The organism is Vibrio japonicus (assembly GCF_024582835.1).
GTDB classification, from domain to species: domain Bacteria; phylum Pseudomonadota; class Gammaproteobacteria; order Enterobacterales; family Vibrionaceae; genus Vibrio; species Vibrio japonicus.
Genome location: NZ_CP102096.1, coordinates 2,352,235 through 2,365,660, shown reverse-complemented (window position 1 = coordinate 2,365,660; position 13,426 = coordinate 2,352,235). Strand labels below are relative to the sequence as shown.

The following is a 13,426-nucleotide window of genomic DNA, read 5'->3' as shown; positions in this document are numbered from 1 at the left end:
TTGCTAGCTCGCCGGGGGGGCACTATGAGTATCAGCAATGCAGCAACGAAAGTCCAAGAACTTGAAGTCGACAAGGAAGTAATGGATGATCTTCCGATAGATGACGATCAATCCTTAACCAAAGAACTTGAGGTTTCATCGAAAAGTCTCGATGCGACTCAACTTTATCTAGGTGAAATCGGCTTTTCACCGCTACTCACCGCAGAAGAAGAAGTCTTGTATGCTCGTCGCGCTTTGCGCGGAGATGAAGCTGCACGTAAGCGAATGATCGAAAGTAATTTGCGTCTTGTGGTGAAAATATCTCGCCGATACAGCAACCGAGGTTTAGCTCTTTTAGATCTTATAGAAGAAGGTAACCTAGGTTTGATTCGCGCAGTTGAAAAGTTTGATCCAGAGCGAGGATTCCGTTTCTCAACGTACGCTACTTGGTGGATTCGTCAAACCATAGAACGTGCATTGATGAATCAGACTCGCACAATTCGACTACCTATTCATGTCGTGAAAGAGCTGAATATCTATCTGCGTACGGCACGTGAACTTTCTCAGAAACTTGACCATGAACCTACAGCAGAAGAGATTGCATCTGAGCTGGATAAACCGGTTGATGATGTCAGTAAAATGCTTCGCTTGAACGAGCGTATAAGCTCTGTTGATACACCAATTGGTGGTGAAGGTGAGAAAGCGCTGCTTGATATTATTCCTGATATTAATAACTCAGACCCTGAGGTATCTACACAGGACGACGATATCAAACTTTCCTTGATCCACTGGCTAGATGAGCTGAATCCAAAACAAAAAGAAGTGTTAGCACGTCGATTCGGTTTGCTTGGTTATGAACCATCTACACTTGAGGAAGTCGGGCGTGAAATTAACCTAACACGTGAGCGTGTTCGCCAGATTCAGGTAGAGGGTCTACGTCGACTAAGAGAAATTCTGGTCAAACAAGGTTTGAATATGGAAAGCTTGTTTAGTGTCAGTGAAGAATAATAGCTACAAATGAAGTGAAAAAAGCCTTGGAATTCCAAGGCTTTTTAGTTTGTGTCTTTTGTAACTTGTTACTTGCTTTTTTTGGCTGTTTTTGGAAACACTTTGACGAGCTTAATGCGGTTTTCTTCTAGCTCTACAATTTCCATACGATGACCAGAGATATGGACGCTAAGGTGGCTTTCTGGAATATCTTCTAAATGCTCAAGTATCAAGCCATTCAGTGTTCTAGGACCATCAGTAGGGAGTTTCCACTTCAATCCTTTGTTGATGTCTCGAATGTTGGCACTGCCTTCGATAAGAAAGCTGCCATCAACCTGAGGCGTAATCTCTTCAGATAAACTTGGTGCAATGGACGTCGTGAACTCACCTACGATCTCTTCCAAGATATCTTCTAGCGTGATGAGACCGATGATATCCCCATACTCATCGACGATTAGACCGATACGCTGCTTGTTTCTCTGGAATTTCAGTAACTGCACATTGAGCGGCGTACTTTCAGGAATGAAATACACTTCATCTGCTGCTCTTAATAGTGTTTCTTTGGTGAATTCGTTCTTTTCAAGCATTAGACGGTACGATTCACGCAAGCGGAGCATACCCACGACTTCGTCAATTTGATCGCGATAAAGTACCACGCGACCATGTGGAGAGTGCGTTAACTGACGAACAATCGATTTCCAATCGTCATTGATATCTATACCCGTAATTTCGTTACGCGGCACCATAATGTCGTTCACGGTAACATGTTCTAAGTCGAGAATAGAGATCAGCATGTCTTGGTGGCGTCTTGGGATCAAACTTCCCGCTTCATTCACCACGGTTCTTAGCTCTTCTGAGCTTAGGTGATCATCGCCACCATGAACCGCTCTAATACCCAATAAGCGGATAAATCCATTGGTAATAAAGTTGACGAAGATAACGAGTGGTGACAGCACCTTCATCAATATCGTAAGCAATACACTGCTTGTGTAAGACACTTTTTCTGGATACAGAGCTGCAAGTGTTTTCGGTGTGACTTCTGCAAAAACCAGAATCACTAATGTAAGGGCACCTGTAGCAATAGCGACCCCCATATCACCATAGAGTCGCATTCCCAGAATAGTTGCAATAGCAGATGCTAAAATGTTGACGAGGTTGTTACCGATTAGGATTAGACCAATAAGGCGGTCAGGACGATTAAGCAGTTTCTCCACTCGTCTTGCGCCTTTATGACCAGTACTAGCCAAGTGCTTGAGACGATAGCGGTTCAAAGCCATCATCCCTGTCTCCGAACCCGAAAAATATCCTGAAATTACAATCAGACACGCGAGTAGCGCAAATAAGATACCCGTTGATATGTCGTCCAAAGCTTATCTAATCCTTGTGGTGTTTTTTTTGATTACTGACCTACGGATTTGCTAAATCAGTGCCAGAAAGGTTTCGCATTGTAAAAGAAAGGTGTGTTTTATGCATCTTTCTCGCACAGTTTAGTTAAGAATAATCTCGCGCACAAAGCGGCTACCGAAGTAAGCCAGTGTCAGTAAAGTCGCGCCAGCAACAGCAAACCATGTGACTTTTCTTCCTCGCCAGCCTTTTTGGTAGTGTCCCCACAATAAAACAGAGTAAACAAACCATGCAATAAAAGAGAGGATTGCTTTATGTGCTTTGCCTTGAGTAAACATATCCTGCACAAACACAAAACCAGTGAGTAAAGTACCGGTAAGCAGCAAAGTGCCAATTAGAATAATGTTAAACAGCTGGCGCTCTACCATCAATAATGGTGGCAGATTTGGGTTGATGATCATCGCTTTTTTTGTTTTCAATTTGTGATCAAGCCACGCCAATTGCAGGGCGTAGAGCGCACCAATGGTGAGTGTTGAGTACGAAAACAACGCTAAAGAAATATGAATGAGCACTTTGGGGTTTTGCTCAAAATGCGTAATAAAAGTACTTGGCAGAAAGGTCGCAGCGCCAAGGTTGATGGCTGCAAAGCTGTACACCACGGGTAACAAGAACCATAAACGAGTTTTCAGCATGGCGATGCTCATTACCAAAGAAATAATGAAGCTAATTAAGGAAGCGACATTGAGGATACTTAAGTTTTGACCTACACCTTCAAAAATCAGATCGCTGAGCAACCAAGCATGAAAAATAAGCGCAAGTGAAGCGCTGACAAAAACAGTTTTTGCTCGAATACCGGTTTGATGGACTAAACCCGGTATGATGGTCGCTATTGCCAGGAAATAAAGTATCACAGCAACAACGGCGATTAAGTTGTCCATGGTTCTCCAACAGCTGGTGGATTTTTAACAAATTATACCCTGACTCAACGACTTGAGCTATGACTTATCGCCCCCATTTACGTGAGTTGATATATCAAAACTGATTAGAGCAGTGCACAGTAGGCGTTGGCTAAGGTATACTCACGTTAGTTTGTCGCGAAATGTAAGGGCAAGTTCTATTTAGAGCTGCCTGATGAAAGAGACTTAAGATGTTTGAGAATTTAACGGATCGATTGTCCAAAACGCTGAAAAACATCAGCGGTAAAGGTCGCCTGACCGAAGACAACATTAAAGAGACGCTACGCGAAGTGCGTATGGCACTTCTTGAAGCTGACGTAGCTCTGCCTGTTGTCCGCGATTTTATTAAACGCGTAAAGGAAGCAGCTGTAGGTGTAGAGGTATCTAAATCTCTTACTCCAGGCCAAGAATTTATCAAGATCGTTCAAGGTGAACTTGAAGCGGTCATGGGTGAGTCAAACGAAGCCCTAAATTTAGCCGCTCAACCGCCAGCCGTTATCCTGATGGCGGGTCTACAAGGTGCAGGTAAAACCACATCGGTAGGTAAGCTATCTAAGCTTTTGAAAGAGCGTGAGAAGAAAAAAGTACTGGTTGTGTCTGCCGACGTTTACCGTCCAGCGGCGATTAAACAGTTGGAAACATTAGCGTCAGACCTCGGCGTAGATTTCTTCCCATCATCGCCTGACCAAAAGCCAATTGATATTGCAAATGCTGCAGTTGATCACGCGAAGAAGAAATTCTACGACGTACTGATTGTCGATACAGCGGGTCGTTTGGCGATTGATGAACAGATGATGTCTGAGATTCAAGACCTTCATGCAGCGATCAACCCTGTCGAAACACTATTTGTCGTCGATGCGATGACAGGTCAAGACGCCGCGAATACCGCAAAATCATTCGGTGACGCGCTGCCACTGACCGGTGTTATCTTGACGAAAGTCGATGGTGATGCGCGTGGTGGTGCTGCGCTATCGGTTCGTCACATTACAGGTAAGCCTATCAAGTTCTTGGGTGTGGGTGAGAAAACTGACGCACTGGAACCATTCCATCCAGACCGCGTAGCTTCTCGTATCCTTGGCATGGGTGACGTTCTGTCTTTGATTGAAGATCTGCAACGTAATGTCGACCAAGAGAAAGCAGAAAAGCTGGCGAAAAAGTTCAAAGAGAAGAAAGGTTTTGACCTTGAAGACTTCCGCGAGCAGCTAGGCCAGATGCAAAACATGGGCGGCATGATGGGGATGATGGACAAGCTTCCGGGTATGTCTCAGCTTCCTGACAATGTTAAAGACAAAGTCGATGACAAAATGTTTAAGCAGATGGAAGCGATCATCAACTCGATGACCATGAAAGAGCGTCAACGACCAGAGCTGATTAAAGGCTCACGTAAAAAACGTATTGCTGCGGGTTCTGGTACGCAAGTGCAAGACGTTAACCGCCTACTTAAGCAATTCACCCAAATGCAGAAAATGATGAAGAAGATGCAAAAAGGTGGCATGAAAGGCATGATGCGTAACATGCAAGGCATGATGGGTGGCATGGGCGGAGGCGGTGGCTTTAACCCGTTTGGTCGCTAAAAGTTTATTTTCAGTCTGTTAGCTAGCTCACAAACTTATATCTAGATTTATGTTGGTGAAAAAATAGCTAAAGACCTTGCATTGCTCCGGAATAAGAGTAAAATTCCGGAGCTTTATTTTGGCACGAGCCCCAAACTATTTAGCAATAAATGGTTTCTGGGGTTAATTTTATTTTTGAGAAAGCAAAGAGGACGACATGGTAACCATTCGTTTGGCACGTCACGGCGCTAAGAAGCGTCCATTTTATCAAATCGTAGTAGCGGACAGCCGCAATGCAGCAACTGGCCGTTTCATCGAGAAAGTTGGTTTCTTCAACCCAACTGCTAAAGGTCAAGAAGAAGGTCTACGTCTAGACCTAGATCGCGTTAACCACTGGGTTGGTCAAGGCGCATCTCTATCTGACCGCGTAGCTAAGCTAGTTAAAGACGCTCAAAAAGCGGCTTAATCCTAATATTAAGTTGAAATTAGCTTATGTCGATGAAAGGTAAAGAAACAATGAGCAGCGAGAAAATTGTTGTAGGCAAGTTTGGTGCTACTTACGGCATTCGTGGCTGGCTTAAAGTTTTTTCCTACACAGACAATACCGAAAGCATATTCGATTACAGCCCTTGGTTCATTGAACAAGGTGGCAAGTGGGTTGAGTACAAAGTAGAAAGCTGGAAACGCCATAACAAAGGTTTGGTGGTAAAGCTGGATGGTCTTGATGTGCGTGAAGAAGCGCAGTTGATGACAAACTTTGAAATCTTTATTGACCCTGCTGTTCTTCCAGAATTGCCAGAAGACGAGTTTTACTGGCGTGATTTGATTGGAATGCAAGTGGTAACTGGTAACGGTTACGATCTAGGCACAGTTTCAGATCTTCTAGAAACTGGCTCCAACGATGTTCTGGTTGTAAAAGCAAATCTAAAAGATGCTTTTGGGCAAAAGGAACGATTAATCCCGTTCCTTGAAGAGCAAGTGATCAAGCATATTGATCGCGAAGCTCAACGGATCGAAGTTGACTGGGATCCTGGATTCTAACTCTAAGTAATGAGCGATAGAACAATGTGGATTGGCGTAATTAGCCTATTTCCGGAAATGTTCCGCAGCGTTACTGATTTTGGAGTAACAGGCCAAGCGGTTAAAAAAGGTCTTTTGTCGATTGAGACGTGGAATCCTCGCGATTTTACTCACGACAAACATCGCACTGTCGATGATAGACCCTATGGTGGTGGTCCTGGCATGTTGATGATGGTACAGCCTTTGCGCGATGCCATTCACGCAGCTAAGAAGACTTCACCAGGCAAGACGAAAGTTATCTATTTATCACCTCAAGGTCGTAAGCTTGACCAGAAAGGGGTTGAAGAGTTGGCAACAAACGAGAACTTGCTTCTTATTTGTGGCCGCTACGAAGGAGTAGATGAGCGTATCATCCAATCTGAAGTTGACGAAGAATGGTCAATTGGTGATTTTGTGATGACGGGTGGTGAGATTCCAGCCATGACGTTAATTGATTCAGTATCAAGGTTTATTCCTGGGGTATTGGGAGATTTTGCGTCAGCAGAAGAAGACTCTTTTGCAAATGGCTTGCTAGATTGCCCTCACTATACGCGTCCTGAGATGCTAGATGGTAAAGAAGTGCCTGCGGTGCTCAAATCTGGCAATCATAAGGAAATTCGTCGCTGGCGATTAAAGCAGTCGCTGGGCCGTACTTGGCTAAGAAGACCAGAGCTCTTGGAAAACCTAGCTCTGACTGACGAACAGGAACAATTACTTGCCGAATTCATTAGAGAATATCGAAACAAGTAACCTATTAAATTTAGTATCAGTTTATTCTAGGAATTTAGAAAATGAGTAACATCATCAAAGCTCTTGAGCAAGAGCAAATGAAAAAAGACCTACCTAACTTTGCACCAGGTGACACTGTTGTAGTTCAAGTTAAAGTAGTTGAAGGTGAGCGTGAGCGTCTACAGGCTTTCGAAGGCGTTGTAATCGCTATCCGTAACCGTGGTCTACATTCTGCTTTCACTGTACGTAAGATCTCTAACGGTGAAGGTGTTGAGCGTACGTTCCAAACACACTCTCCAGTCGTTAATAGCATCGAAGTTAAACGCCGTGGTGCAGTACGTCGTGCCAAGCTGTACTACCTACGTGAGCGTTCTGGTAAGTCTGCTCGTATCAAAGAGAAACTTGCTAAGAAGTAATGCTATAACTAGCGTTCTCATAGTATTAGCGGAGGCCATTAGGCCTCCGCTTTTTTATTTTGTTTCTTACAACTTGCTATTTCCCTTCCTACCGTTGTCATTGGTGCTCATTTACTGGCGAGCCTGAGTAATACACAAGAAACAAAAAAGCCGATGTTTTCACATCAGCTTTTCTATTTGCGAGTAGCAATTGCGCTTCTTTTAGTATTGGTCTTCTGACCAGCCATCGGCATCTGACATATCTGGTGCGCCGGGAATTGAGTTTTCTTCATCTGCCCATTCGCCAAAATCAATCATTTGGCATTTCTTACTACAGAACGGCCTGTATGGGCTTTGCTCTCCCCATTCGACATCAGCGCCACACTGAGGGCAGGGAACAACGGTTATTTTAGACATGATGATTCTCTAAGCTTTAATGCGATATAGGCAGGATTATAACGTGTTTCGAAGTGCTTAGCTGCAAACGGCGAGTCGAAACTCAATATCACTAGTGGATGCCTGACCCGAAGAGAAATCGATAAACTTAATAGCAAAACGATTTTTGTGCCCTGAAATCATAGGGTAGACTTTAAAGTGCATTGGAATTTCTAAACGTAAGATATTCGCCTCATCAGCATCACTTTGATAAAAACCTACGTGCGCTGTGCGGTCTCGGAAGTTTCCAGTTTCTCTCGTTAGATTCAACCATAACTTGAGGGCACTAGCCAAAGGTTGAAGAGACGACAGCCATCTGTTTGCGTCTACTTTTTTGTTGTCTTCAGGCAAGTGAAGCCAATGGTGCAATGCTGGTAAGTCAAAACAGCATGAGCCGCCGGGTAAGTTAAATCGCTGACGAATAGCACTTAAAAAGCGGTCTTCCTTCAGGCTCTGTCCGAACCTTTCAGCACTCATTAACTGACTATGCACTTCATCGATTTCATTCAAAATCCCACGTAGCATGTTTTGATCAACGCCATCGATATTCAGCCAAGAACGATAAGTGAGCCTTTGTTTTTCGATGTCTTTCGCCAGTTCACTCTTTAGCTGGATCTGTTCAAAGATTTCCAACAAGTCGAACAGAGAGCGGTAAAAAACTAAGTGCTGCATATTATCACTAAATGTTGCAGCTGTTTTTAGCTGATTCAATAGAGCTTCAACCCTTAGGTAGATTCGGGTTTTCTCATTGAGTGGATGTTCGAAATAGTGAGTGGTCATTAAAATGCTGTCATGAATGGGTCTGCCTTTATTTTCACAGATTTCCCCTACACATTTCTAGGAACTTTTTGTGCAATTCTGTGACTTGAGGCAAAAGTTTCTGGTTTTCTGTGTGATTTTTAATCACGTAATCTGCAATGGCTAAGCGTTGTTCTCTACTCGCCTGCGACGCCAAAATCGATTCGACTTGCGATCGGCTCACATTGTCTCTTTCTAATGTTCTGCGAATTTGTGTTTCTTCATCAACGTCAACGACAACGACGGTATCTGCAAGTGCTTGCAAGTTGTTTTCGGCCATCAGAGGGATAACCAGTAATGCATAATCTGATTTCACCTTAGCTAAATCAACGAGCATTTGTTCGCGGATTAGCGGGTGAAGCAGGGCGTTCAGCCACTCTTTGTGTGCAGGTTCTGTAAAAATCGCCTCTCTGAGTTTAGCGCGATTGAGTGTGCCGTCTTCAAGTAAAATGTCAGGACCAAATTTAGCTTCAATGGCTTTTAACCCTATAGTGTTTGGTTCAACGACTTCTCGTGCAACCACATCCGCGTCAACGATTTCAATTCCGAACTGCTCGTTGAACATGTTGGCAACCGTCGTTTTTCCGCTGGCGATTCCGCCTGTTAATCCCACAACAAAAGGCATATTAAAGTCCAATATAGTTTGATAAGTACCAGTTCAAGATCCCTTCTCCCCACATCATGCTTATCCACCCTGCGATAGCTAAGTACGGTCCGAATGGAAAGCCTTGATCGATACCTTGCTGCTTGAGTCTCAGTTGTATTAAGCCGAAGACTAGGCCAACAAGAGAGGAAAAGAGAATGATCATTGGCAGGTATTGCCAGCCTAGCCAAGCGCCTAATGCCGCAAGTAGTTTGAAATCACCATAACCCATCCCTTCTTTGCCAGTCACGAGCTTAAATAGCCAATAGACAGACCATAGAGATAGATAACCTGCCAATGCACCAATCACTGAATCTTGTAATGAGACTGGGCTAACTTGCAATAATGCCAGTACAACGCCAGACCAAACGAGTGGAAGGGTGAGTGAGTCCGGCAGCAGCATTGTATCTAGGTCGATAAAGGTGGCCGCAATGAGGACAAAGGTAAAGACAAGTAAGGCAAGCGAAAAAATGCTGAACCCGAATTGAGAAGCCACTAAAAAGCACAGTCCTCCGGTGAGAGCTTCAACCAAAGGGTATCGGATGCTGATAGGGTTGCCGCAAGCTCGACATTTTCCTCTTAGGAGTAGCCAGCTTAGCACCGGAATATTGTCAAGGATGCGAATCGGTGTTTTGCATTTTGGGCACGTCGATCTTGGAACGCTAAGGTTATATACCCCTTTCGGTGGAGATATGTTGTATTCAGGAAAGCTAGCTGCACACTCCTGACGCCACTCTCGCTCCATCATGATGGGTAAGCGATGAATCACCACATTGAGAAAGCTACCGATGACTAAACCAAATACGGCTGCGAGAAGCGGAAATAACCATGGGTAGAAATTAAAAAGTTCCATTAAAGTGCCGTTGCCGAAAAATAAGGAATAAGGGTATCAGTGATTTACTCACCGACAAAACCAATCTTATCCTAACACGCTCATTAAGTTAAAGATTGGTAAGTACATCGCGACGACTAAACCGCCAACCACAACACCAAGGAAAATGATAATGAGTGGTTCTAGAATTTTGCCCAAGTTGTCGACCGTGTTATCTATCTCAAATTCGTAGATCGTCGCGACCTTATTGAGCATATCGTCCAGCCTACCAGACTCCTCTCCAATCATAACCATTTGCAAAACCATTTCTGGAAACGACTGAGAGTTACGCATCGCGATATACATAGGCATTCCTGCCGCCGTATCTTCATAGACACTATCAATGGCCGTTTGGTAGTGGGTGTTATTCGCGGTTTTTGCCGAAGTCTTTAAACTAGAAAGTATTGGAATACCTGCACTAAAGCTGGTTGCTAAGGTTCGGCTGAATTTGGCGATAGCTGCTTTGGTGAGGATACCTCCAATGATTGGAACACGCAGGCCTATTCGACTCGATGTTAATCGGACGCGAAAGGATTTTTTTCGGGCGAGTTTTAAACTGATCAGCAAGGCAATCAGTGTCAAAACCGTAAGACCACCATAGGCTTGAGTGATGTGGGATATTTTTAGCACTTGCTGAGTAAACCAAGGCAGTTCTGCACCAAACCCACTAAACATGGATTCAAATTCAGGGATCACTTTGGTTAGCATCAAGTAAGACACGGCGATTGCTGTGAGTACAACCATGGTGGGGTAGATAAGCGCTTTCACCACTTTTGCGCGTAATTGTTCTGATTTTTCACGATAGGTCGCAATGCGCTCAAACACTTCTGGAAGGTTACCGGATTGCTCTCCTGTCGCGACTAAGTCGATATACAGTTGGTCAAAATGTGGGCTGGCCACACTCAACGATTTGGAGATAGGCGTACCAGACTCCACGCCTTTGATCACTTGTGAAAGAATGGATTTCATTTCGGCCTTGCGATGGTTATCGGAAACCAGTTTGAGCGCAAGGATGAGAGGGACACCAGTAACCAGCATGGTGGCAAGTTGACGAGTGAGTATGGTGATGTCCTTACCTTTTACTCTGTGCGTAATACGAGCGAGAAATGAAACGTTACGCTTCTTAAGCTTTCTGACTTGTATGTGTTGCGTTTTCAGTTTATCCCGGACTTCAACTTCACTGAGCGCCAGCAGTTGTCCTGAAACTTGTTTGCCAGTACCGTTGACGCCTTTCCAGTGATAGTTTTTCAACTGGTTGGAATGTTTGTGTTTCATCCTTTTCTCCAACTTATAAATACAGGACGCGCTGCAGCTCTTGTAAGCTCGTTGTCCCTTGCAGCAACTTTTCAACGCCAGACTCTTTTAGCGTTTTCATCCCTTCTTGGCGTGCGATGCGTTCAATCTGCTGGATGCTTGCGCCTTCCGCAACGGCTTGCGATAAAGCTGCGCTGAAATTCATCACTTCATAAATACCGACGCGTCCCGAATAGCCGTTGTTACACTCCGAGCAGCCATTAGGTGATGCCTTATAAATGGTTAATCCTGATTCAAGCTCGAACCGTTCATTGACCTCTGGCGAAGGGATATAAGGAACTTTGCAGTGTGAACACAATCGACGAGCAAGACGTTGAGCGATGATCAAGCTGAGAGATGAAGCGATGTTAAAAAGCTCTATTCCCATATTACTTAAGCGAACTACACTCTCTGCTGCTGAGTTTGTGTGCAGAGTAGACAGAACTAAGTGGCCAGTCTGTGCGGCTTTAACGGCGATTTCTGCGGTTTCAAAGTCGCGAATTTCGCCCACCATGACAATGTCAGGGTCTTGACGCAGGAAGGCTCTTAACGCCTGTGCGAAGCCAAAACCGATTTGAGGCTGCACTTGTACTTGGTTGATTCCGGGTAAGTTAATTTCAACAGGGTCTTCGGCCGTTGCAATATTCACCTCGGGCGTATTGAGAATTCTTAACCCTGTGTAGAGCGATACGGTTTTTCCACTTCCCGTAGGGCCAGTCATCAAAATCATGCCTTGAGGCTTTTTCAGAGCTTGAACGTACAGTGCTTTCTGCACGTCGTTGTAGCCTAAAACATCAATATTTAAGTTCGCTTCACTGCTATCGAGTAGACGAAGTACAATTTTTTCACCCCACAGCGTCGGCAGAGTAGAAACACGCATATCAATTGCGGTGTCCTGATTGAGTTTCAGCTTAATGCGTCCATCCTGAGGTAAACGGCGTTCGGATATATCAAGTTTGGACAGAATTTTTATTCGTGCAGATAAACGGCGGCTTAGGTGGTGGGCTGGTTGCTGCGTCTCTATTAAGATGCCATCACAACGAAGGCGAACTCGGTAAGATTCTTCGTACGGTTCAAAATGGATATCGGACGCACCTTTTCGGACCGCATCCAACAAAATTTGGTTGATGTAGCGGCTAACAGGGGCATCGTCTTGGCTCAAATCTTCGATTAAGTTTATTTCGTCATCAGAAACATCAACTAAGTTAGCGAGTTCTTGTTCATTGATCTCTTTCTTGCTGTTTTGAGCGCCAGAGATTGACTTTCCGTATAGTTTCCTTATTGCGCTTTGAAGATCTTTAAAGTCAGCCAGCACTAGTTCTATTTGTAAACCTGTCGCGAAGCGGAAATCGTCTTCAATACTCATGTCGGCTGGATCAGCTATCGCAACTGTCAAAAGTGCTCCACTCTGTTGTAAAGGCAAAGCATGTGAACGAGTAATTAATTCACGTAAACCTAAGGTGTTGCAAAGTTCAGAGTAGTTGAACTGATCTGGTTTTGTTACAGGCAAGCCAAATATACTAGAAAGTTGGTTGGTTAAATCGTGACTACTAAAAATATTCAAAGTAGTTAATGCTTCAGGCACAGATTGGCCTGAAGCATTAATGTATTCCAATATTTGCTCTTCTTGGCTTGAATCGATCAAGCAAGCTTTGTGCAAGATTGAAGGTAAGTTAGTGAGCATTAGCTTTTCGGGCAGTATTCATCAGAACCAATGTTGGTACAACCTATAGTCCAAGTTACTCCAGACGGGGTAAGTTCGGGGATTAATTCAACGGTGCCTCCCTTGGCTAAACCAGCTTTACCTGCTGTTGCGTCTACTGTAGCCACGATTTTTCCATTGATGTTTGTTGCTCCTGAAGCTGCTGTTACCTGTACGTTAGAGACAACTGCAAACTTATCATCTGTTGCTTTGTCAAACGTTTGGCTAGCAGGTACACCATTATTTGCAGTCGCAGAGCGGCAGTCGGTACTGCCACTTAAAAGGCAAACTCCTACAGCTGCTTTCATTGCGGAAGATGCGTTTAGCATTTCTGAAGCGTGTGTTTTGTTTGTGTAATTTTGATATGCCGGAATGGCAAAAGCGGCAAGAATACCGACTATGGCCACTACGATCATCAATTCGATTAAAGTAAAGCCTTTCAGCTTACGACGTTGTTGTTGCATTGTTTTTCTCCATGAACAAAATGCTAAATGTTGCATAGAGAATAATTGGGATGTGTAGAAGAGGATATTATGCAGGGCGGGCTTTACGAGCCAAATAGGAAAAGTTGCAGGCTGATTTCATTTGGTGCTTAAAATAACTCGAGCGACCACAAAAATATGACTGATTTTTTCTTAAAAAACAAACAAAAAAAGAGGTTGTGAGACCTCTTTTTAATAAT

General features: G+C 44.1%; 15 protein-coding genes. 6 read left to right on the top strand and 9 right to left on the bottom strand.

Translation table 11 applies throughout. The annotated features are described in order from the left end of the window. Positions 1-24: 24 nt before the first annotated feature. Positions 25-987, top strand: a complete 963-nt coding sequence (rpoS, locus tag NP165_RS11050; RefSeq protein ID WP_257084016.1) for an RNA polymerase sigma factor RpoS — start codon at positions 25-27, stop codon at positions 985-987. 68 nt (positions 988-1,055) lie between these two features. On the opposite strand, the gene NP165_RS11045 is transcribed toward rpoS, so the two are convergent. After that, positions 1,056-2,333: an HlyC/CorC family transporter gene (locus NP165_RS11045; protein WP_257084015.1), complete on the bottom strand. Its 1,278-nt coding sequence runs from the start codon at positions 2,331-2,333 to the stop codon at positions 1,056-1,058. Between the two features lie 120 nt (positions 2,334-2,453). Continuing rightward, positions 2,454-3,248: a cytochrome C assembly family protein gene (locus tag NP165_RS11040; protein WP_257084014.1), complete on the bottom strand. Its 795-nt coding sequence runs from the start codon at positions 3,246-3,248 to the stop codon at positions 2,454-2,456. Between the two features lie 209 nt (positions 3,249-3,457). Here NP165_RS11040 and ffh point away from each other — a divergent pair, with 209 nt between their 5' ends. The 5 genes from ffh to rplS all read left to right on the top strand — a co-directional run bounded on the left by ffh (position 3,458) and on the right by rplS (position 7,023). Next, positions 3,458-4,840, top strand: coding sequence for a signal recognition particle protein (gene ffh / locus NP165_RS11035; protein ID WP_257084013.1), 1,383 nt, complete (start codon positions 3,458-3,460; stop codon positions 4,838-4,840). Between the two features lie 196 nt (positions 4,841-5,036). After that, positions 5,037-5,285: a 30S ribosomal protein S16 gene (gene rpsP, locus NP165_RS11030; RefSeq protein ID WP_005438039.1), complete on the top strand. Its 249-nt coding sequence runs from the start codon at positions 5,037-5,039 to the stop codon at positions 5,283-5,285. Between the two features lie 26 nt (positions 5,286-5,311). Then, a complete protein-coding gene (gene rimM / locus NP165_RS11025; protein ID WP_257084012.1) occupies positions 5,312-5,860 on the top strand; it encodes a ribosome maturation factor RimM in 549 nt (182 codons plus the stop codon). 24 nt (positions 5,861-5,884) lie between these two features. Next, positions 5,885-6,628: a tRNA (guanosine(37)-N1)-methyltransferase TrmD gene (trmD, locus tag NP165_RS11020; RefSeq protein ID WP_257085591.1), complete on the top strand. Its 744-nt coding sequence runs from the start codon at positions 5,885-5,887 to the stop codon at positions 6,626-6,628. A 41-nt stretch (positions 6,629-6,669) separates the two neighbouring features. Next, a complete protein-coding gene (gene rplS / locus NP165_RS11015; protein ID WP_257084011.1) occupies positions 6,670-7,023 on the top strand; it encodes a 50S ribosomal protein L19 in 354 nt (117 codons plus the stop codon). A 201-nt stretch (positions 7,024-7,224) separates the two neighbouring features. Here the strand turns inward: rplS and yacG are convergent, their stop codons facing one another. The 7 genes from yacG to NP165_RS10980 form a co-directional block, all read right to left on the bottom strand. Next, positions 7,225-7,419, bottom strand: a complete 195-nt coding sequence (gene yacG / locus NP165_RS11010) for a DNA gyrase inhibitor YacG (protein WP_257084010.1) — start codon at positions 7,417-7,419, stop codon at positions 7,225-7,227. 57 nt (positions 7,420-7,476) lie between these two features. Then, the gene (gene zapD, locus NP165_RS11005) at positions 7,477-8,217 is read right to left on the bottom strand and encodes a cell division protein ZapD (protein WP_257084009.1); all 741 of its coding nucleotides are present in this window, start codon (positions 8,215-8,217) and stop codon (positions 7,477-7,479) included. 34 nt (positions 8,218-8,251) lie between these two features. Further along, positions 8,252-8,860 carry a dephospho-CoA kinase gene (gene coaE, locus NP165_RS11000; RefSeq protein WP_257084008.1) on the bottom strand — a complete coding sequence of 203 codons (609 nt, stop codon included), beginning with the start codon at positions 8,858-8,860 and terminating at the stop codon, positions 8,252-8,254. A gap of 1 nt (position 8,861) precedes the next feature. Beyond that, complete coding sequence (locus NP165_RS10995; protein WP_257084007.1) at positions 8,862-9,731, bottom strand: prepilin peptidase; 870 nt, start codon at positions 9,729-9,731, stop codon at positions 8,862-8,864. 66 nt (positions 9,732-9,797) lie between these two features. Continuing rightward, positions 9,798-11,024, bottom strand: coding sequence for a type II secretion system F family protein (locus NP165_RS10990; protein ID WP_257084006.1), 1,227 nt, complete (start codon positions 11,022-11,024; stop codon positions 9,798-9,800). Positions 11,025-11,037: 13 nt separating this feature from the next. Beyond that, positions 11,038-12,726, bottom strand: coding sequence for a type IV-A pilus assembly ATPase PilB (pilB, locus tag NP165_RS10985; RefSeq protein WP_257084005.1), 1,689 nt, complete (start codon positions 12,724-12,726; stop codon positions 11,038-11,040). Then, positions 12,726-13,208: a pilin gene (locus NP165_RS10980; protein ID WP_257084004.1), complete on the bottom strand. Its 483-nt coding sequence runs from the start codon at positions 13,206-13,208 to the stop codon at positions 12,726-12,728. The genes pilB and NP165_RS10980 overlap by 1 nt, the downstream gene beginning before the upstream one ends. Between the last annotated feature and the right edge of the window lie 218 nt (positions 13,209-13,426).